At 62.1% G+C, this 18,533-nt stretch carries 21 protein-coding genes; 20 read left to right on the forward strand and 1 reads right to left on the reverse strand.

The window, feature by feature from the left end:
* The first annotated feature begins 90 nt into the window (after positions 1-90).
* The 5 genes from ACR9ZQ_RS25055 to ACR9ZQ_RS25075 all read left to right on the forward strand — a co-directional run bounded on the left by ACR9ZQ_RS25055 (position 91) and on the right by ACR9ZQ_RS25075 (position 4,958).
* Complete coding sequence (locus tag ACR9ZQ_RS25055; RefSeq protein WP_037100501.1) at positions 91-471, forward strand: methylglyoxal synthase; 381 nt, start codon at positions 91-93, stop codon at positions 469-471.
* 29 nt (positions 472-500) lie between these two features.
* Entirely contained in the window at positions 501-1,517 is a 1,017-nt protein-coding gene (locus tag ACR9ZQ_RS25060) for a glucokinase (protein WP_113320531.1), read from the forward strand.
* 152 nt (positions 1,518-1,669) lie between these two features.
* Complete coding sequence (locus tag ACR9ZQ_RS25065; protein ID WP_310379821.1) at positions 1,670-3,457, forward strand: ABC transporter ATP-binding protein; 1,788 nt, start codon at positions 1,670-1,672, stop codon at positions 3,455-3,457.
* A gap of 18 nt (positions 3,458-3,475) precedes the next feature.
* The gene (gene dapB / locus ACR9ZQ_RS25070; RefSeq protein WP_310379823.1) at positions 3,476-4,300 is read left to right on the forward strand and encodes a 4-hydroxy-tetrahydrodipicolinate reductase; all 825 of its coding nucleotides are present in this window, start codon (positions 3,476-3,478) and stop codon (positions 4,298-4,300) included.
* Positions 4,301-4,322: 22 nt separating this feature from the next.
* The gene (locus ACR9ZQ_RS25075; RefSeq protein ID WP_029616445.1) at positions 4,323-4,958 is read left to right on the forward strand and encodes a 2,3-bisphosphoglycerate-dependent phosphoglycerate mutase; all 636 of its coding nucleotides are present in this window, start codon (positions 4,323-4,325) and stop codon (positions 4,956-4,958) included.
* 57 nt (positions 4,959-5,015) lie between these two features.
* Here the strand turns inward: ACR9ZQ_RS25075 and phnF are convergent, their stop codons facing one another.
* Positions 5,016-5,753: a phosphonate metabolism transcriptional regulator PhnF gene (gene phnF, locus ACR9ZQ_RS25080; protein WP_310379826.1), complete on the reverse strand. Its 738-nt coding sequence runs from the start codon at positions 5,751-5,753 to the stop codon at positions 5,016-5,018.
* Positions 5,754-5,904: 151 nt separating this feature from the next.
* On the opposite strand from phnF, the gene phnG reads away from it, so the two are divergent.
* From phnG to ACR9ZQ_RS25155, 15 genes are all read left to right on the forward strand, one after another.
* The gene (gene phnG / locus ACR9ZQ_RS25085) at positions 5,905-6,381 is read left to right on the forward strand and encodes a phosphonate C-P lyase system protein PhnG (RefSeq protein ID WP_481428968.1); all 477 of its coding nucleotides are present in this window, start codon (positions 5,905-5,907) and stop codon (positions 6,379-6,381) included.
* The gene (phnH, locus tag ACR9ZQ_RS25090) at positions 6,381-6,989 is read left to right on the forward strand and encodes a phosphonate C-P lyase system protein PhnH (RefSeq protein ID WP_481428969.1); all 609 of its coding nucleotides are present in this window, start codon (positions 6,381-6,383) and stop codon (positions 6,987-6,989) included. Before phnG ends, phnH begins: the two co-directional genes overlap by 1 nt.
* 4 nt (positions 6,990-6,993) lie before the next feature.
* A complete protein-coding gene (locus ACR9ZQ_RS25095; RefSeq protein WP_481428970.1) occupies positions 6,994-8,100 on the forward strand; it encodes a carbon-phosphorus lyase complex subunit in 1,107 nt (368 codons plus the stop codon).
* A complete protein-coding gene (locus tag ACR9ZQ_RS25100) occupies positions 8,097-8,972 on the forward strand; it encodes an alpha-D-ribose 1-methylphosphonate 5-phosphate C-P-lyase PhnJ (protein WP_481428971.1) in 876 nt (291 codons plus the stop codon). Before ACR9ZQ_RS25095 ends, ACR9ZQ_RS25100 begins: the two co-directional genes overlap by 4 nt.
* Positions 8,969-9,745 carry a phosphonate C-P lyase system protein PhnK gene (phnK, locus tag ACR9ZQ_RS25105; protein ID WP_113320523.1) on the forward strand — a complete coding sequence of 259 codons (777 nt, stop codon included), beginning with the start codon at positions 8,969-8,971 and terminating at the stop codon, positions 9,743-9,745. The genes ACR9ZQ_RS25100 and phnK overlap by 4 nt, the downstream gene beginning before the upstream one ends.
* A 5-nt stretch (positions 9,746-9,750) precedes the next feature.
* Positions 9,751-10,461 carry a phosphonate C-P lyase system protein PhnL gene (gene phnL / locus ACR9ZQ_RS25110; protein WP_310379837.1) on the forward strand — a complete coding sequence of 237 codons (711 nt, stop codon included), beginning with the start codon at positions 9,751-9,753 and terminating at the stop codon, positions 10,459-10,461.
* Positions 10,458-11,075, forward strand: a complete 618-nt coding sequence (locus tag ACR9ZQ_RS25115; RefSeq protein WP_481428972.1) for a DapH/DapD/GlmU-related protein — start codon at positions 10,458-10,460, stop codon at positions 11,073-11,075. The genes phnL and ACR9ZQ_RS25115 overlap by 4 nt, the downstream gene beginning before the upstream one ends.
* Positions 11,076-11,193: 118 nt before the next feature.
* Positions 11,194-12,039, forward strand: a complete 846-nt coding sequence (phnC, locus tag ACR9ZQ_RS25120; protein WP_481428973.1) for a phosphonate ABC transporter ATP-binding protein — start codon at positions 11,194-11,196, stop codon at positions 12,037-12,039.
* An 87-nt stretch (positions 12,040-12,126) separates the two neighbouring features.
* Positions 12,127-13,035: a phosphonate ABC transporter substrate-binding protein gene (gene phnD, locus ACR9ZQ_RS25125; RefSeq protein WP_481428974.1), complete on the forward strand. Its 909-nt coding sequence runs from the start codon at positions 12,127-12,129 to the stop codon at positions 13,033-13,035.
* A 66-nt stretch (positions 13,036-13,101) separates the two neighbouring features.
* Entirely contained in the window at positions 13,102-14,061 is a 960-nt protein-coding gene (gene phnE, locus ACR9ZQ_RS25130; protein WP_481428975.1) for a phosphonate ABC transporter, permease protein PhnE, read from the forward strand.
* Positions 14,062-14,068: 7 nt separating this feature from the next.
* Entirely contained in the window at positions 14,069-15,412 is a 1,344-nt protein-coding gene (gene phnE, locus ACR9ZQ_RS25135; protein WP_481428976.1) for a phosphonate ABC transporter, permease protein PhnE, read from the forward strand.
* Positions 15,413-15,556: 144 nt separating this feature from the next.
* Positions 15,557-16,252, forward strand: coding sequence for a DUF1045 domain-containing protein (locus ACR9ZQ_RS25140; protein ID WP_481428977.1), 696 nt, complete (start codon positions 15,557-15,559; stop codon positions 16,250-16,252).
* Between the two features lie 13 nt (positions 16,253-16,265).
* On the forward strand, positions 16,266-17,405 hold the full coding sequence (locus ACR9ZQ_RS25145; protein ID WP_310379850.1) for an alpha-D-ribose 1-methylphosphonate 5-triphosphate diphosphatase: 1,140 nt from the start codon (positions 16,266-16,268) through the stop codon (positions 17,403-17,405).
* Positions 17,405-18,001, forward strand: a complete 597-nt coding sequence (gene phnN, locus ACR9ZQ_RS25150; RefSeq protein WP_310380092.1) for a phosphonate metabolism protein/1,5-bisphosphokinase (PRPP-forming) PhnN — start codon at positions 17,405-17,407, stop codon at positions 17,999-18,001. The genes ACR9ZQ_RS25145 and phnN overlap by 1 nt, the downstream gene beginning before the upstream one ends.
* A gap of 19 nt (positions 18,002-18,020) precedes the next feature.
* On the forward strand, positions 18,021-18,527 hold the full coding sequence (locus ACR9ZQ_RS25155) for a GrpB family protein (protein ID WP_481428978.1): 507 nt from the start codon (positions 18,021-18,023) through the stop codon (positions 18,525-18,527).
* The last annotated feature ends 6 nt before the right edge of the window (positions 18,528-18,533 follow it).

Here is an 18,533-nt window from a genome sequence, read left to right on the forward strand (position 1 = left end):
ACAGGCTGGCGGGCGGCTGTCTTTCAAATCACAAACGCCTGGTGTAGAAGCGGTCAAATCGATTGAATTACTCGCGCGGAGAACCCGTTCATGGCCGGCGGCAAATGCCTTGCATTGATTGCGCATGACCAGAAGAAGGACGATATGGCGGCGTTTGCCCGCCGTAACAGGGATCTTCTCGCCCAATGGAAAATCGTCGCCACCGGCACGACGGGCGGGCGCGTGCTCGACGCCGCTCCCGACCTTCACGTGACCCGGCTGAAAAGCGGCCCGCTCGGCGGCGACCAGCAGATCGGCGCACTGATTTCCACCGGCGAGGTCAGCGCCCTGATCTTCTTCGTGGACCCGCTGACGCCGATGCCGCATGATGTCGACGTCAAGGCGCTGATGCGGCTTGCGATCGTCTACGACATTCCGATGGCACTGAACGAGTCTACAGCCGAAAAGCTTCTCCCTACCCTTAACGCCTGATCCCTCGGGCCTACAGCACGGAACCGGCCATGACTGCATCCTCTACTCCCTTGCCCTTTCCGATCCTGATCGGCGACATCGGTGGCACGAATGCCCGCTTCTCCATCCTGACGGATGCCTATGCGGAGCCGAAGCAGTTTCCCAATGTGCGCACCGCTGATTACGAGACGATCGACGAGGCGATCCAGAAGGGTGTGCTCGACAAGACCTCCGTACAGCCGCGCGCCGCGATCCTTGCCGTTGCCGGACCGATCAAGGCCGATGAAATCCCCCTGACCAACTGCCCCTGGGTGGTGCGGCCGAAGCGGATGATCGAGGGCCTCGGCCTTGTCGATGTGCTCGTCGTCAACGATTTTGAAGCACAGGCGCTGGCAATCGCGGCACTTTCCGACGACAATCGCGAACGTATCGGCAACGCTTCGGGTGACATGGTGGCCTCCCGCGTCGTTCTCGGACCCGGCACCGGCCTCGGGGTCGGTGGTCTGGTCCATACCCAGTCGACGTGGATTCCGGTTCCAGGCGAAGGCGGGCATGTCGACCTCGGGCCGCGCAGCAAACGCGACTATGAGATCTTCCCGCATGTCGAGACAATCGAGGGCCGCATTTCGGCCGAGCAGATCCTCTGCGGCCGCGGTATCGTCAACCTTTACCGCGCCATCTGCGCGGCCGACGGTGCCACGCCAACCATGAGCGACCCGGCGGACATCACGTCGCATGCGCTCGTCGGCAGCGACAAGGTCGCGGTCGAAACCGTTTCGCTGTTTGCCAGCTATCTCGGCCGCGTGGCGGGCGACATGGCGCTGGTATTCATGGCCCGCGGCGGCGTCTATCTTTCGGGCGGCATCTCTCAGAAGATCCTTCCGGCACTGAAAAAGCCGGAATTCCGGGCCGCATTCGAAGACAAGGCGCCGCATTCGGCCCTACTGCGTACGATCCCGACCTATGTCGTGACGCATCCGCTGGCAGCTCTTGCCGGGCTTTCTTCCTATGCACGCATGCCTGCAAACTTCGGCCTTTCGACGGATGGACGGCGCTGGCGGGCCTGAGCCTGAAGCATAGTTTCAAGGCGTTAGAGCGTCCTTTGTGCGCCCCGATGGGACGCACGGCGCTCTAGCCAAAGCCCCGTCAACTCTTTATAGAGCCCGCGCATATGCGTGCCGCGCCTGTGGCACGCAGCCCCGAGACAGGAAGCCTATTTTTGGAAGCCGCCGACAGCAGAAAGCCACATGTCAACAGCGATACCGTGACGGGCATCCTGAAGCGCATCATTGCGGAAAACGGCCGGGACCATCTCTGGGGCTATGTCTTTGCGATCTCCTGCCTTGTCGTCATAGCGCTTTCGACGGCATTCACGGCCTGGATCATGCGGGCGATCATTGACGAGGCCTTCGCCAACAGGCGTGCGGACGTCGTCTGGATCATCTGTCTTTCGATCTTCATCGCTTTCATGCTGCGCGGTTTTGCGAGCTACGGGCAAGGCGTTGCCCTTTCAAGGATCGGCAACGATATCGTTGCGCGCTATCAGCGACGGATCTATTCGCACCTGATGACGCTCTCCGTCGGCTACTTCAACGAGTCTCGCTCCGCCCATATCGCGGCCCAGGTGAGCCAGAACGTTACCGGTATCCGCGACGTATTGAACCTCACAATCACGTCGACCGTGCGTGACCTCCTCACCTTCGTCTCGCTGATCGGCGTCATGGTCGTTCAGGATCCGCTGCTGAGCCTTGCCGTCTTCATTCTGGCGCCGCCGCTGCTTTATGCGCTACGCTACGTTTCCAAGCGGCTGCGCTCGGCCACTCGCGAGGCCGTCGACCTCAACAGCCATGTTCTCGGCGCCATGCAGGAGACGATCCAGGGCATTTCCATCGTCAAGGCCTTCACGATGGAAGAGGCACTGGAGAAGAAGGTCAACAAGCTGATCGGCGCTGCCGAGGGCCGGGCAAACCGCATCGCGCGGCTTTCCGAGCGCACCTCGCCGCTGACGGAGAGCTTTGCGGGCTTTGCCGTCGCGAGCGTGCTTGCCTATGCCGCCTATCGCTCGATCTATCAGGGCGTGCCGCCGGGCGCCTTCTTCTCCTTCGTCACGGCACTGCTGCTCGCTTACGATCCGGCCCGACGTCTTGCCCGCCTGCAGGTGCAGATGGAGCGCGCCGTCGTCAACGCCCGGATGATCTACGAGTTGCTCGACATGGAAACGCGCCAGCGCGACCTGCCGGATGCCAAGCCACTTGTTGTCACCGAAGCAAAGATCGAATTCCGCAACGTCTCCTTTGCCTATGGCAATGAAAGCGTGCTTGACGGCGTGACGCTGACGGCCGAGGGCGGCAAGACGACGGCGCTCGTCGGTCCGTCCGGCGCCGGTAAGTCCACCGTCATCAGCCTCATTCCGCGCTTCTACGATCCGAAGGGCGGCGAGATCTTGATCGACGGACAGGATATCGCCCATATCACCAAGCGTTCGCTGCGCCAGCAGCTCGCCTATGTCTCGCAGCAGCCTTACCTCTTTGAAGGCACGATCCGCGACAATATCCGTTACGGCCGTCCGGAAGCCACGGACGAGGATATCGAGAAGGCAGCGCGGCTTGCCTATGCGCATGACTTCATCGTCGCGCAGTCACAGGGCTATGATACGCCCGTCGGCGAAAACGGCGTGACATTGTCCGGCGGCCAGCGCCAGCGGCTGTCGATCGCCCGCGCTTTGGTGCGCAACGCGCCGATCCTGCTTCTCGACGAGGCGACCTCGGCGCTCGATACGGAATCGGAAGCAGCCGTGCAGAAGGCGCTCGACGAAGCCATGACCGGCCGCACCGTCGTCGTTATCGCCCACCGGCTTTCGACCGTGGTGCGCGCCGACAAGATCATCGTGATGCAGCAGGGCCGCGTCGTCGAAGAAGGCAATCACGAGACGCTTGCGAAGGTCAGCGACGGACTTTACGCTCGCCTCAACAATCTGCAGAGGCCTTCGGCTTCTGATTCATACTGATCGGGATGACGGACTGACATGAGCGACGCTGCGATGAAACTGGTTGTGGTCGGAGCGGCAGGGCGCATGGGACAGACGCTCATCCGTCTCATCCATTCCATCGACGGCGCAACACTGCATGCAGCGGTCGCGCGGCCGGGCTCGCCCTTCGTCGGCAAGGATGCTGGTGAAATCGCCGGTCTCGGCGCCAATGGTGTCATCATCAGCGACGATCCCTTGGCAGCGTTCCTGCATGCCGAGGGCGTGCTGGACTTCACATCGCCCGCCACCAGTGTGGAATTTGCCGGACTGGCGGCGCAGGCGCGCATCGTTCATGTCGTCGGCACGACCGGCTGCTCCGATGAGCACAACGCAAAGATTGCGGCCGCCTCGCGCCATGCCCGCATCGTCCAGTCGGGCAATATGAGTCTCGGGGTCAACCTGCTCAGCGTTTTCGTACAGCAGGCGGCTCAGGCGCTCGATCCCGCCGACTGGGATATCGAAATTCTCGAAATGCATCACAAGCGCAAGGTCGATGCGCCCTCTGGAACCGCATTGCTGCTCGGCGAGGCAGCTGCGAAGGGCCGCAGCATCGATCTCGGCTCGAAATCCGTACGTGTGCGCGACGGCCATACCGGGCCGCGGGAAGCCGGCACGATCGGCTTTGCGACGCTGCGCGGCGGCTCAGTCATCGGCGAGCATTCGGTGCTCTTTGCCGGCGAAGGCGAGACCGTCACACTTTCGCATAGCGCAACCGACCGTTCGATTTTTGCGCGCGGCGCCATCAAGGCAGCCCTTTGGGCGCGCGACAAGAAACCGGGGCTCTATTCCATGCTCGACGTTCTCGGGCTTTCTTCCCATTGACCATTTCTCGGAGGCATTTTTCATGAGCGGTACCCTCGTCCTCGTTCGCCACGGCCAGAGCGACTGGAATCTCAAGAATCTCTTCACCGGCTGGAAGGACCCCGACCTGACCGAGCTCGGCATCCAGGAAGCCACGACCGGCGGCCAGGCGCTTGCCGACTACGGCATCAAGTTCGATATCGCCTTCACCTCCGCACTGGTGCGCGCGCAGCACACGCTGAAGCTTGTCCTCGACAAGGTCGGTCAGCCTAATCTCGAGACGATCCGCGACCAGGCACTCAACGAGCGCGACTACGGCGATCTCTCCGGCCTCAACAAGGACGACGCCCGCGCCAAGTGGGGCGAAGAGCAAGTGCATGTCTGGCGCCGCTCCTATGACGTTCCGCCTCCGGGCGGCGAAAGCCTGCGCGACACCGGCGCCCGCGTCTGGCCTTACTATCTGACGGAAATCCTTCCGCGCGTGCTGCGCGGCGAAAAGGTGCTGGTTGCCGCGCACGGCAATTCGCTGCGTTCGCTCGTCATGGTTCTCGACCGCCTCACCCGCGAGCAGGTTCTTTCGCTGAATCTGGCGACCGGCGTGCCCATGGTCTACAAGCTGAAGGCAGATTCCACCGTCGCTTCCAAGGAAGTGCTCGGCGACATGTCCGGCGCGCACTGAGTGTGATCAGGCATCGATAAGGTTTGAGGCCAGGCTCGCGCCCGGCCTTTTTCGTTTTCAGTTCTCGATGGTGAACTGGACGCGGTCTGCCGCGAAACGGCTGATCGAATATTGGACTGGCACGCCGTCCAGATCGGTATTCATCGCCTTGGTGATCAGCAGCACGGCACCCGGCGTCAGCTCCAGATCGGCGAGGTCGCCGGAATCGGCGTGGGCGGCGGTGATCTCGGTCGTGGCGCGCACATAGTCCGACAGGCCAAGTGCTGCGAAAGTCTTGGTGACGGACTCGGTCTGGCGATAGGTCTCGACGAGGCCGGGAAAGCGCGCTGCCGGAAACCAGCTCGTGCCGCGCGCGACAGGCCGCCTGTCCGCATCGCGCACTGTTTCCAGCCGGATGACCGGCGTGCCCGGTTCGATGCGAAGCCAGCGGGCCACTTCGGTATTGGCCGCCTCTTCCGCGTGGCCGAGCAGGAGCGAGTGCGTCTCGCGCGCCTGGTCGCCCAGACCATCGGTAAAGCGGGTGCGGCGGCTGATCGGAAAATTCAGGCGTTCCTTGCGCTCGATCAGTGTGCCGCGGCCCTGCACCGCACGCACGATGCCTTCCTGGGCGAGCGCGGCCAACGCGCTGCGGACCGTATGCCTGTTGACGCCGAACTGCAGCGCCAGAACGGTTTCCGGCGGCACCATGCCCGTTTCGTCATAGGCGCCGCTGCTGATCGCCTCGCGGATCCTGTCCGCGATCTGCCGCCAGAGCGCCACGCCAGTCTGCCGCTGCACCTGCTTCATGCCTGCCATTGCACCCCTGCCAGCTCATCTTCGACCCGAATTCATCTTCAGGCTCGGCCAATTTGGACGCGTCGTGTCACACGCTTGTCACCTCGCCGATTTAGGGATAGGTATAGCTTGTATGGTTGTCTATATCAATAGACATTTCGAGGAAAAAACGATGACGGCAGCAGAGAAGGCAGACGCTGCGGCGCAGACAGACAACGGACGCAAACGCACCGTCGATCTGCTGGCGCGCGCTGAGAGGCAAGAATTGCTGGCGGCGTGGGATGCGCTTGCCGAAAAGCCGGCGGCACAGCCGGTGCGCGGCCCGGAAACGGGTCTCGTCATGGTTCGCGGCCGCATCGGCGGCGGCGGCGCGCCCTTCAATCTCGGCGAGGTCACAGTGACGCGCGCGACAGTGCGCCTTGGCTCCGGCTCCGTCGGCCATGCGCAGGCGCTCGGCACCGACCGCGAGAAGGCACGGCTTTGCGCGATCTTCGATGCGCTCTGGCAGGAGGAGGCCACCAAGGGCTTCGTCGAGGACAGGCTGCTGTCGCCGATATCAAGCCGCATTGCCGCCGAGGCCGGTCTCAAGGCCGAGGAGACGGCTGCGACCCGCGTCGATTTCTTCACCATGGTGCGGGGAGACAACTGATGAGCGCCAAGACCGATGTTCTGACCGGCGGCTTTGCCGAGCCGGTATTCGAGGCCCAGAGCGTATTCAAGATGCTGATGGACGGCATGGCCCGGCCCGGCACGATCCAGACGGTCGCAGCCGATGTGACGGCGCCCGCGCCGCTTGGCATTGCCGCCGGCGCGATCGGCCTGACGCTCTGCGACCATGACACGCCCGTCTGGCTTTCGGCCGGACTTGCCAGATCGGCGATCCCGGAATGGCTTGGCTTCCACACCGGCGCACCGCTGACCACCGAAAAGGCCGAGGCGCGCTTCGCCTTCGTCGAGGCCGGCACGATGCTTTCCACCTTCGGCCTGTTTGCCGCCGGCACGCAGGAATATCCCGATCGCTCCACGACAGTGGTGATCGAGCTTGCCGATCTCGAAGGCGGGCGCCGCCTGGCGCTGATGGGGCCGGGCATCCAGAGCGTGACCGAGATCGCGCCTGTCGGCCTGCCGGAAACGTTCCTGCGCCTGTGGACTGAGAACCGCGCCCTCTTCCCGCGCGGCATCGACATCGTGCTGACGGCGGGCAAGCGTTTCCTCTGCCTGCCGCGCACCACAAAGATCACAGCAACGGAGATCTGAGCTCATGTATGTTGCCGTCAAGGGTGGCGAGGCCGCCATCGCCAATGCCCACCGCCTGCTCGCTGACCGCCGGCGTGGCGACCGCTCCGTGCCGGCGATCGGCATCGAGCAGATCGTCGAACAGCTTGCTCTCGCCGTCGATCGCGTCATGGCCGAAGCCTCGCTCTACGACCGCACGCTTGCCGCACTTGCCGTGCGCCAGTCGCGCGGCGACATGATCGAGGCGATCTTCCTGCTGCGCGCCTACCGCACGACGCTGCCGCGCTTCGGCTATTCGAAGCCGCTCGATACGGCCAATATGCAGATCGAACGGCGCATCTCCGCCACCTACAAGGACCTCCCGGGCGGCCAGCTACTCGGCCCGACTTTCGACTATACGCACCGCCTGCTCGACCCCTCGCTGCTCTCCGACGAGACCGTGGAAGAGCCGGCGCAGCGCGAGGCGGAAGCCGGCCGCGTCATGCGCGTCTCCGAAATCCTCGGCCAGGAAGGGCTGATCGAAAACGATGGCGAGCTCCCCGAAGACCACCAGACGGGCGACCTGACGCGCGAGCCGATGGAATTCCCGATGACCCGCGATCTTCGCCTGCAGGCGCTTGCCCGCGGCGACGAAGGCTTCCTTCTGGCGCTCGGCTATTCCACCCAGCGCGGCTACGGCCGCAACCACCCCTTCACCGGTGAAATCCGCATCGGCGAGGTCGAGGTGGAATTCGATGTGCCGGAACTCGGCTTTGCCGTCTCGCTCGGGCCGATCCAGCTCACCGAATGCCAGATGGTCAACCAGTTCAAAGGTTCGGCCAAGGCTCCGCCGCAGTTCACCCGCGGCTACGGCCTCGTCTTCGGCCAGAGCGAGCGCAAGGCCATGGCCATGTCGCTGGTGGATCGCGCATTGCGGGCTGAAGAGCTCGGCGAGGACATTACCGCGCCGGCACAGGACGAGGAATTCGTCATTTCCCATTCCGACAATGTGCAGGCGACCGGCTTCGTCGAGCACCTGAAGCTTCCGCACTATGTGGACTTCCAGGCTGAACTTGACCTCGTCCGCCGCATGCGCCGCGAATTCGAAGCCGCCCGCAACAGCGGCGAGACCCAAAAGGAGGCCGCCGAATGAGTGATCTCGCCACCTACAATTTCGCCTATCTCGACGAACAAACCAAGCGCATGATCCGCCGGACGATCCTGAAGGCGATCGCCATTCCCGGCTATCAGGTGCCCTTTGCTTCCCGCGAAATGCCGATGCCCTACGGCTGGGGCACCGGCGGTGTGCAGGTGACGGCCGCTATCATCGGACCTGACGACGTTCTCAAGGTCATCGACCAGGGTGCGGACGACACGACGAACGCCGTCTCCATCCGCGCCTTCTTCCAGAAGGTCGCCAATGTCGCCGTCACGACCCACACCAAGGACGCGACGATCATCCAGACGCGCCACCGCATCCCGGAGGAAAAGCTCGGAGCCGGCCAGGTTCTCGTCTACCAGGTGCCGATCCCGGAACCGCTGCGCTTCCTCGAACCGCGCGAGACCGAGACACGCAAAATGCATGCGCTGGAAGAATACGGCCTCATGCATGTGAAGCTCTACGAGGATATCGCCCGCAACGGCCGTATCGCCACGACCTATGCATATCCGGTCAAGGTCAACGGCCGCTATGTCATGGATCCCTCGCCGACGCCGAAATTCGACAATCCGAAGATGCACAAGTCCGAAGCGCTGCAACTGTTCGGCGCCGGCCGCGAAAAGCGCATCTATGCCGTGCCGCCCTATACCGACGTCGTCAGCCTTGATTTCGAAGACCATCCCTTCGAAATCCAGCGCTTCGGCAAGCCCTGCGCGCTCTGCGGCGCAGAGGACGTCTATCTCGACGAGGTGATCCTCGACGACAAGGGCGGGCGCATGTTCGTCTGCTCCGATACCGACCATTGCGAAGACCGCCGCGCGCACGGACATGCCGGCGAAATGCTGGCCCGGGAGGCTGCAGAATGACCGAAACACCGCTTCTCAAAGTCAACGACCTCTCGAAGTTCTACGGCAACCGCATCGGCTGCCGGAACGTCTCCTTCGAGCTGTGGCCTGGTGAAGTGCTCGCCATTGTCGGCGAATCCGGCTCGGGCAAGACGACGCTGCTGAACTGCATTTCCACCCGGCTGATGCCGACCACTGGCAGTGTCGAGTACCACATGCGTGACGGCACCTACCGCGACCTCTACCACATGAACGAGGCCGAGCGCCGCTTCCTGATGCGTACCGACTGGGGTTTCGTGCATCAGAACCCGGCTGACGGGCTGCGCATGACGGTTTCGGCCGGCGCCAATGTCGGCGAACGCCTGATGGCGATCGGCGACCGGCACTACGGCAAGATCCGCTCCACCGCCCTCGACTGGCTGGAGCGCGTCGAGATCGACGCCGACCGCATCGACGACCAGCCTCGCGCCTTTTCCGGCGGCATGCGCCAGCGCCTGCAGATCGCCCGCAATCTCGTCACCGGCCCACGCCTCGTCTTCATGGATGAGCCGACCGGCGGTCTCGACGTATCAGTGCAGGCACGTCTGCTCGATCTGGTGCGCGGTCTCGTCAACGATCTCGGCCTGTCGGCCATCATCGTCACGCATGATCTCGCCGTCGCCCGCCTTCTCTCCCATCGCATGATGGTGATGAAGGACGGCTTCGTCATCGAGCAGGGTCTGACCGACCGCGTGCTCGATGACCCGCGCGAGCCCTACACCCAGCTCCTCGTTTCCTCGATCCTGCAGGTTTAAGAACCATGGCAACGCCCCTCGTCGTTTCAGAAGTCGCCAAGAGCTTCATCATGCACCTGCGCGACGGCATCAAGCTGCCGGTCGTCTCGGATGTCTCCTTCTCGGTGGCGTCAGGCGAATGTGTCGTGCTCGGCGGCCCGTCGGGCATCGGCAAAAGCTCGCTGCTCAAGATGATCTACGGCAATTATGCCGTCGATACCGGCCAGATCCTCGTCAACCACAAGGGTAAGATCGTCGACCTCGCCGCCGCCGACCCGCGCACCATTCTCGACGTGCGGCGCCAGACGCTCGGCTATGTTAGCCAGTTCCTGCGCACCGTGCCACGCGTTGCGGCACTCGACGTCGTCGCCGAGCCGCTGCTCGCACGTGGTGAAGCTGCCGCCAGCGCCAGGGAAAAGGCCGCCGCCCTGCTGGAAAAACTCAACCTTCCGGAAGCGCTCTGGCAGCTGCCGCCCGCCACCTTCTCCGGCGGCGAGCAGCAGCGCGTCAACATTGCCCGCGGCTTCATCACCGATCACACGATTCTGCTGCTCGACGAGCCGACCGCCTCGCTCGACGCGAAGAACCGGGCCGTCGTCGTCGGCATGATCGAGGAAAAGAAGAAGGCCGGCGTCGCCCTGCTCGGTATCTTCCACGATGAGGAAGTGCGCGAGGCAGCCGCCGACCGCATTCTCGACGTTCAGCAATTCTCTCCGCGAAAGGCAATCGCAGCATGAGCCGCAAACTGGGCAACGAGCCCTATTTTCACGAGACCGCCTCCGTCTCCAATTCGACCTTCGGCCGCTATACGGAAGTTTCCGAGCGCTGCCGCATCAGCGAGGCGGAGTTCGGCGACTATTCCTACATCATGCAGGACGGCTCTATCTGGTGCGCGACGATCGGCAAGTTCGTCAACATCGCCGCCGCCGTGCGCATCAATGCCACCAACCATCCGACCTGGCGCGCGACGCTGCACCATTTCACCTACCGCGCCGTCGACTACTGGCCGGATGCCGACATGGAGACGGAATTCTTTGAATGGCGCCGCTCCAACCGCGTCGTGATCGGCAACGATGTCTGGATCGGCCATGGTGCTACGATCCTGCCGGGAGTGACTGTCGGCAACGGGGCTGTGATCGGCGCCGGTGCGGTCGTCTCCAAGGATGTCGCTCCCTACACGATCGTCGGCGGCGTGCCGGCCAAGCTCATCCGGGAGCGCTTTCCGAAGGAGATCGGCGAGCGCATGGACAGGCTTGCCTGGTGGGACTGGGAACACGGCCGGCTGCGCGAAGCACTGGCGGATTTCCGGGCGCTGGGCGCCGAAGACTTCCTCTCCCGGTACGGCTGCTGAGCCCAATATTGCGGTGCGGAGAATTGTGACAGGACTTACACAAAACTGACACGCGAGGTTCATCAAGCGGGACTAATGCGATCCCAGAAGCAAGCCTACAATGCGAAGGAAGAGCATGATGTTCGAGCTGAGGAATGTCACACGCCGGTTCGGAAAGAAGCTCGCTGTTGATTCCGTAACGCTGGACATTCCGCAAGGCCAGATGGTCGGCATCATCGGCCGTTCCGGCGCCGGCAAGTCCACGCTCCTGCGCATGATCAACCGCCTGCAGGAACCCTCCTCCGGCACCATCCATTTTGGTGGTGTCGAGGTTTCCGGCCTTCGCGGCCAGGCGCTGCGCAACTGGCAGCGCGACTGCGCGATGATCTTCCAGCAGTTCAACCTCGTGGCGCGCCTCGACGTACTCACCAACGTCATGCTCGGCCGCCTGAACCATCGCTCGACGATCCTCAGCCTGCTCAACGTCTTCACCCGTGAAGAGCGCATCCAGGCCATCGCAGCGCTCGAGCGCCTCGGCATCGAGCAGACGGCACTGCAGGCAGCCGGCACGCTTTCGGGCGGCCAGCAGCAGCGCGTCGCCATTGCCCGCGCGCTGATGCAGAACCCGAAGATGGTTCTGGCCGACGAGCCGATCGCTTCGCTCGACCCGCTGAACGCAAAAATCGTCATGGATGCGCTGCGTGACATCAACGAGCGTGAAGGCATCACCGTCGTAACCAACCTGCATACGCTCGATACGGCCCGCAACTACTGCGAACGCATCGTCGGCATGGCAGGCGGCCGTGTCGTCTTCGACGGCAAGCCCTCCGAACTGACCACCGAGGCCGTGAAGGAAATCTACGGTACGGACAAGGACGGCGCGGGCGTCGACGAAACGATGACCTCGACTGCAATCAACATCGCTCCGGAAGGAGCGGAAAACCAATCCGTCGGCAACCCACCGCTGGCGCTGGCCGGTCTGTGAGAGGGGCGGTCGCGATCGAATGCCCGCGTCAAGGGCGCACATCTTCTTAACAAGACGGCCGGGTTTCCGGTCAATCAGGAGAGAACCATGTTCAAGAAAGCACTCTTTGCCGCAACGGCGCTTCTGGCGCTCGCGACCGGCGCTGCAAATGCTGCCGACCTCAAGGAACTGCGCATCGGCATCCTCGGCGGCGAAAACGAAGCCGACCGTCTGCGCAACTATGCCTGCCTCGCGGACCACCTGAAGAAGGAATTGGGCTTCGAGAAGGTTTCGCTGTTCCCGGCCGCCGACTATGACGGCGTTATCCAGGGTCTGCTCGGCGGCACGCTCGACGTTGCCGGCCTCGGCGCTTCCGGTTACGCTGCCATCTATATCAAGGATCCGAAGGCTGTTTCGCCGATCCTGACGACGCAGCAGAAGGACGGCTCCACGGGTTACTACTCGATCGGTCTCGCTCTGAAGTCTTCCGGCATCAAGACCATCAAGGACGCCAAGGGCAAGAAGCTCGGCTACGCCGATCCGGACTCCACCTCGGGCTACCTCGTTCCGCTGACGCAGATCCCGAAGGACACCGGCGCGCCGAACGACAAGTTCTTCGCTTCCACGCAGTTCAACGGCGGCCACGAGAACAACCTGCTCGCTGCCTACGACGGCAAGGTTGACGTTGCAGTTGACGATAGCTCGGGCATCGGCGATTTCATGGACGGCTACACCTCCGGCACCTTCCACAAGGTCGTTGCCAAGGGCTCAGTCGATCCGAACAAGCTCGTTGAAGTCTGGCGCTCGCCGCTGATCCCGAACGGTCCGGTCGTTGTCCGCAACGCCCTCGGCGACGCGTGGATCAAGAAGATCTCCGATTTCTACCTGGCTCTGCCGAAGACCGATGAAAAGTGCTTCAACGCCATCGAAGGTGGCGATTTCACTGGCTACGTTCCGGTCAAGCACGACTTCTACAACGCTGTAGTTGACGTCCGCAAGGCTGCCATCGGCGGCTAATTCTCCATTCATGTCTGGGGCGGCCGGCGACGGCCGCCCTTTTCTTGCACAGGGGCTCGAGCGCTGATGACTGTTGCCGATATTCAACCAAATATGCAGAGCTCTAGCGAAATAGTCACAGCATGGGACCGGATGGTCGCCAAGCGGCGCTTCTATACGCTGATTGGGCTTGCAATCCTGCTTTTCGCTTTTGTCAGCTCCGTGCGTTTTGCCGACGAGAGCAATGCCGGGCACTTCTTCGAACGTCTCCCGCATCTCTTCGACTTCCTCAGCTGGCTCATTCCCAAAGACTGGAACGACGTCTGGCGCGCGCTGTTCGACATCCCCAGCGTCAATGACACCGGCGGTGAAGAATATAATTTCGCCAAAGGTCGCGTGTATGTCTGGGGCGATTTCTATATCCCCGAATATTTCGAACTGATGATCGTGACGATCAACATCGCGATCCTTTCGACCATCGTTGCCTTCGTCTTCGCTCTACCGCTCAGTTTCCTGGCCGCGCGCAACTTCGCCCCCTCGGGTGTGCTGCGCGTGTGCGTGAAGCGTCTGATGGAATTCTTGCGCGCCTTTCCCGAAATCGTCATCGCAGGGCTGTTTTCCGCCATTCTGTCGATCGGACCGGTAGCGGCCATCATCGCCATCACCCTTCATACGATCGGCGCTCTCGGCAAACTGTTCTACGAAGTGATCGAAAATGCCGACATGAAATCGGATGACGGCATGAAGGCGGTCGGGGCCAACTGGTTCGAGCGCGTCCGCTTCGCGGCGCTGCCGCAGGTACTGCCCAACCTCATGTCGTATATGCTGCTCCGCCTTGAGATCAACGTTCGCGCATCGACCATCATCGGCGCCGTCGGCGGCGGCGGCATCGGCGAAGAGCTGAAGCTCTCGATCTCCCGTGGTTTCGGCGCCAAGACGGTGGCGCTCGTCCTTCTGCTCTTTATAACGATCGTCGCAGTCGATCAGCTCTCGGCCTGGATCCGCCGCAAGCTTGTTGGCGATCATGCCTTCCTTCTCCAGCACTGAGGACGCCATGACCGTACTCGACGCCAACCGCATGCATGAGATCGAAACGCGCTATCCGGAATATTTCCAACGTTCCTTCAAGCAACGCTTCGGCGTGCTGATGATCGCGATCGGCACGCTTGTCTATTGCATCTACGCCGTCTGGTTCTTCCAGATGCCACGGCTGATCTCCGAGGCGCATTGGGAGCGTTTCGGCATCTATATGTCGCAGTGGGTCAGCTACGACGCCCAACCGGAATTCCGGATCGGCGACGGCGGCATTACCGTACGCTATCCGCGCTTCTCTCCCCTTGGCGATAATCCGAACCCTAGCTGGATCGTCAACAAACCGGACGGCAACGTCGTCGTTTCCCTCAGCGGCACGAACCGCCAGGTGGAAATCTCCAGGACGCAGGTTCTGCTGACTGCCCATGGCGTAACGGTGCCTGTCGACATCACCGGCGAGAACCCGCGCGTCGACGGTGCTGTGCCCGACTGGATGTCCGTCTACGACGACAACATCCTCGTTGATATGGGATTTTCGGGCGATGTCAGCATCGCGGCACATCGCATCAAGGTCCACAAGCGACTGCTCGGCTGGCCAAACTTCATCTTCGACACGCATTCGCCCTTCTTCGATAAGCCTGCAGGTGAAGTCGTCAGCATGATCATCTCCGGCCCACGGATCGAGCCGGATCAGTCCAACCTGTCGCTGGCCTTCGACAATATCTGGAACAACGGCGCGTGGCAGCACGGAGACGTCTGGACCAAGCTTTTCCAGACCATCGTCATGGCCTTCCTCGGCACGCTGCTCGGTGCGCTCGCGGCATTTCCGCTCGCCTTCCTGGCGGCGCGCAACATCACGCCAAACCGCGTGCTGAACCAAGGCCTCAAACGGTTCTTCGACTTCTTGCGCTCGGTCGATATGCTGATCTGGGCGCTGTTCCTGACGCGCGCCTTCGGCCCCGGTCCGCTTGCCGGTTCCGGTGCTATTTTCCTCACGGAAACCGGCACGCTCGGCAAGCTTTATTCCGAAGGACTCGAAAACATCGACAACAAGCCGCGCGAAGGCATCAAATCGACCGGCGCCTCCACGCTGCTCGTCCATCGCTTCGGGATCATTCCGCAGATCATTCCCGTCTTCGTCAGCCAAACCCTCTACCAGTGGGAATCGAATGTCCGCGGTGCGACCATTATCGGTGCCGTCGGCGCCGGCGGCATCGGGCTGAAGCTGTGGGAAGCGATGCGGACCAATTCCAATTGGCAGAATGTCGCCTACATGGTCATGCTCATCCTGATCGTCGTCTTTCTCTTCGACGCAGCCTCCAACGCAATGCGTCACCGGCTGATGGGAACGAAGCAGAGGCACTGATCGGATTTGTCGAAATGATGGTGGGCATTTCGGTCTCCATCATCATTCTGTCATGGAAATCTTTTAGCCGGAGCGTGCTTGCGGTTTGCCGCCAAATCACTGCACATTGCCCTCCCCGTTCGGACGATCTCCAGGATAAAAGCCTTGCGCTACGCTCTCTATTTTTCACCGTCCAAGGATGATCCCCTGACGGATGCAGCCTCCGTCTGGCTCGGCCGCAATGCCTTTACCGAGGAGACCTATCCTGCGCCCGAGTACGAGACGCTGCCGGCTCATGAACAATTCGAACTGACGGCCGATCCGCGCCGCTATGGCTTCCATGCGACGATCAAGGCGCCCTTCGAGCTTGCCTCCTCCGTGACCGAAAAGGACCTGATGGCGGTCGTCGAAGATTTCGCCGCCAACACGCCCGCCTTTGAAATCCCGGAGCTGGTGCTCGGCCAGCTTGGTCGCTTCTTCGCGCTTGTGCCGGGTTCGCTGCACCAACCGCTTCAGGATTTCGCGGCAAAGGTGGTAAAGTCTTTCGAACCATTCCGGGCGGCACTCTCCGAGGCCGATATTATCAGGCGCAAACCGGAAAGGCTCTCTGAGAGCCAGCGCAATAATCTCATGCGCTGGGGCTATCCATATGTCATGGATGACTTCGGCTTCCACATGACGCTGACCGGGCAGGTGCCGGAAGAGCGCGCGGAAGTGATGAAGGCGATCCTGACGGAGCGTTTCGCAGCTTTTACCGGCAGGCCGCTTCGCATTTCCGGCCTTGCCGTCTTTAGCGAGGAGGCGCGCGGCGCGCCTTTCAAAGTCCACACATGGCTGCCTCTTGCTGGCGCCAAAAGCTGAAAGATTTTCTGACATGAGCAAAGAAACCGTTCTCTCAAACGCCCGTATCGTTCTCGAGGACGATATTCTTTCGGGCTCCATTCTCATCCGTGACGGCAAGATCGCCGATATCTCGGGAGGCAGTTCGGTAGCCGGCGAAGACTTTGAGGGCGACTACGTCATTCCTGGCCTCGTCGAGCTGCACACAGACCATCTGGAAGGCCACTATTCGCCGCGTCCGGGCATCCGCTGGAACAAGACGGCGGCGATACAGGCCCATGACGCGCAGATCGTCACCTCGGGCATCACCACGGTCTTCGACTGCCTGCGCATGGGTGCTGATGAAGACGGCGGTTTCGAGCACGGCGAAATGCGCGAGATGGCCGATGCCATTCAGTCCGCCGAAAAGGAAGGGCGCCTGCGCGCCGAGCATCTCGTCCATCTGCGCTGCGAGGTTTCGGCCGACAACGTGCTGCAGCACTTCGCCGATTTCGAAAACGACCCTTATGTTCGTCTCGTCTCGCTGATGGATCATGCGCCCGGCCAGCGCCAGTTCCAGACAATGGACCAGTACGTCTTTTACTATCAGAAGAAGCGCGGTCTTTCCGATGAGGAGTTCGCCCGCTTCTGCGCCAGACGCATCGCCGAGTCCGATCGCAATTCGACGCCAAATCGTGACGCGATCTCCAAGGTCTGCGCCGAACGCGGAATCACCGTCGCAAGCCATGACGATGCCACATCTGCCCATGTCGATGAGGCGATTGAAAACGGCGTGCGCCTGGCCGAATTCCCGACCAGCATCGACGCAGCCCGGCTGTCGCATGAAAACGGCATGAGCGTGCTCATGGGCGCGCCGAACATCGTGCGCGGCAAATCGCACTCCGGCAATATCGCCGCGCGTGATCTGGCGCAGCTCGGCGTTCTCGACGTGCTTTCGTCCGACTATGTGCCGCTCAGCCTGCTGCATGCGCCCTTCATTCTTGCCGACGAGGTTGAGGGCATTACTTTGTCGAAGGCAATTGCAATGGTGACGGCAACGCCAGCACGCACCGTCAGCCTCAACGATCGCGGCCGCATCGAAACCGGCCTGCGTGCCGATCTCGTCCGCGTCCACCGCTCGCACGGCGTGCCGGTGACCCGTTCCGTCTGGCGTGAAGGACGCCGTGTCGCATGATGATGTCACACGAACCCCATCCGGGCGCCGGTGCCGAACGCGGCATCATGGTCGTCGTCGTCGGTCCGAGCGGGGCTGGCAAGGACACGCTGATGAACCTTGCGGCCCGGCATTTCGATCGCCGGGAGGACGTGCATTTTGCCCGCCGCGTCATCACCCGTGAAGGCGATGCCGGCGGGGAGGATCATCTCGCCGTTTCGGATGCGGGATTCGCATCGATGGAGCAGTCCGGTGCCTTTGCCGTCTGGTGGGAGGCGCATGGTCTCAAATACGCCATTCCGGCGGAGGTTTCCGTCGCACTTTCCAAGGGCCACATTGTCGTTGCGAACGGTTCGCGTTCGGCGCTGCACCGTTTCCAGGCCGCCTTCCCGCGGCTGAAGGTCATCAATGTGACGGCCCGCCCGGAAGTGCTGGCCAGCCGCCTGGAAGCGCGCGGCCGCGAGACGCACGAGGACATCATGGCCCGCCTCGCCCGCGGCCCGCTGACGGTGCGCGGCGATTACGATGTCGTGGAGCTCGACAACAGCGACTCGCTGGAAGAGGCCGAGCGCAAGATGATCGATCTCCTGGACGGCTTCCTGAAGGAAATCGTCTGAACAAGATGAGGAGATGAGAATGGCCATTCAGGTCATCGACTATGACCCGGAATGGCCGTCTCTCTTCCGTCAGATCGTCGGCGAGCTTGAGCCGTTTCTCGCCGATCTCACCCCCGTCTTTCATCATGTCGGCAGCACATCCGTCCCCGGACTGGCGGCCAAGCCGAAGATCGACCTGCACGCCGCCTTTGAGAATGCGGATGCGCTTCCCGAGGCGATCGAACGTGTGCAATCGCTCGGCGCCTACACCTTCCATGGCGACAAGTACCAGCAGCAGACCTGGACCTTCACCAGCGGCAAGGGCTCGTACGGCGCGCGACTCTACGTCTGCTCGACGGATAATGCCGTTTTGCGAGACCGGATCGCGTTTCGCGACTATCTGCGCTCGCACACGGAACGAGCGAATGCCTATGCCGCCCTCAAGATGACGCTCATGAGCGAGGCAAATGACGATTGGGATTGTTATACCGGCGGCAAGCGTGACTTTGTGCTCGAGACGCTGCGGCTGGCCTCTGAGGAGGGATAACCAGCC

It is taken from the genome of Rhizobium sp. KNZ14-9A (assembly GCF_056755015.1).

Bases quoted from the DNA above. Each gene is read 5' to 3' on its own strand.
- phnH (WP_481428969.1), top strand. From the start codon at position 6,381: ATGAGCGCCAAGACCGATGTTCTGACCGGCGGCTTTGCCGAGCCGGTA.
- phnG (WP_481428968.1), top strand. From the start codon at position 5,905: ATGACGGCAGCAGAGAAGGCAGACGCTGCGGCGCAGACAGACAACGGA.
- phnD (WP_481428974.1), top strand. From the start codon at position 12,127: ATGTTCAAGAAAGCACTCTTTGCCGCAACGGCGCTTCTGGCGCTCGCG.
- ACR9ZQ_RS25075 (WP_029616445.1), top strand. From the start codon at position 4,323: ATGAGCGGTACCCTCGTCCTCGTTCGCCACGGCCAGAGCGACTGGAAT.
- ACR9ZQ_RS25145 (WP_310379850.1), top strand. From the start codon at position 16,266: ATGAGCAAAGAAACCGTTCTCTCAAACGCCCGTATCGTTCTCGAGGAC.
- ACR9ZQ_RS25115 (WP_481428972.1), top strand. From the start codon at position 10,458: ATGAGCCGCAAACTGGGCAACGAGCCCTATTTTCACGAGACCGCCTCC.
- phnE (WP_481428976.1), top strand. From the start codon at position 14,069: ATGACCGTACTCGACGCCAACCGCATGCATGAGATCGAAACGCGCTAT.
- ACR9ZQ_RS25155 (WP_481428978.1), top strand. From the start codon at position 18,021: ATGGCCATTCAGGTCATCGACTATGACCCGGAATGGCCGTCTCTCTTC.
- dapB (WP_310379823.1), top strand. From the start codon at position 3,476: ATGAGCGACGCTGCGATGAAACTGGTTGTGGTCGGAGCGGCAGGGCGC.
- phnK (WP_113320523.1), top strand. From the start codon at position 8,969: ATGACCGAAACACCGCTTCTCAAAGTCAACGACCTCTCGAAGTTCTAC.
- ACR9ZQ_RS25095 (WP_481428970.1), top strand. From the start codon at position 6,994: ATGTATGTTGCCGTCAAGGGTGGCGAGGCCGCCATCGCCAATGCCCAC.
- phnN (WP_310380092.1), top strand. From the start codon at position 17,405: ATGATGTCACACGAACCCCATCCGGGCGCCGGTGCCGAACGCGGCATC.
- phnE (WP_481428975.1), top strand. From the start codon at position 13,102: ATGACTGTTGCCGATATTCAACCAAATATGCAGAGCTCTAGCGAAATA.
- ACR9ZQ_RS25055 (WP_037100501.1), top strand. From the start codon at position 91: ATGGCCGGCGGCAAATGCCTTGCATTGATTGCGCATGACCAGAAGAAG.
- ACR9ZQ_RS25060 (WP_113320531.1), top strand. From the start codon at position 501: ATGACTGCATCCTCTACTCCCTTGCCCTTTCCGATCCTGATCGGCGAC.
- phnC (WP_481428973.1), top strand. From the start codon at position 11,194: ATGTTCGAGCTGAGGAATGTCACACGCCGGTTCGGAAAGAAGCTCGCT.
- ACR9ZQ_RS25100 (WP_481428971.1), top strand. From the start codon at position 8,097: ATGAGTGATCTCGCCACCTACAATTTCGCCTATCTCGACGAACAAACC.
- phnF (WP_310379826.1), bottom strand. From the start codon at position 5,753: ATGGCAGGCATGAAGCAGGTGCAGCGGCAGACTGGCGTGGCGCTCTGG.
- phnL (WP_310379837.1), top strand. From the start codon at position 9,751: ATGGCAACGCCCCTCGTCGTTTCAGAAGTCGCCAAGAGCTTCATCATG.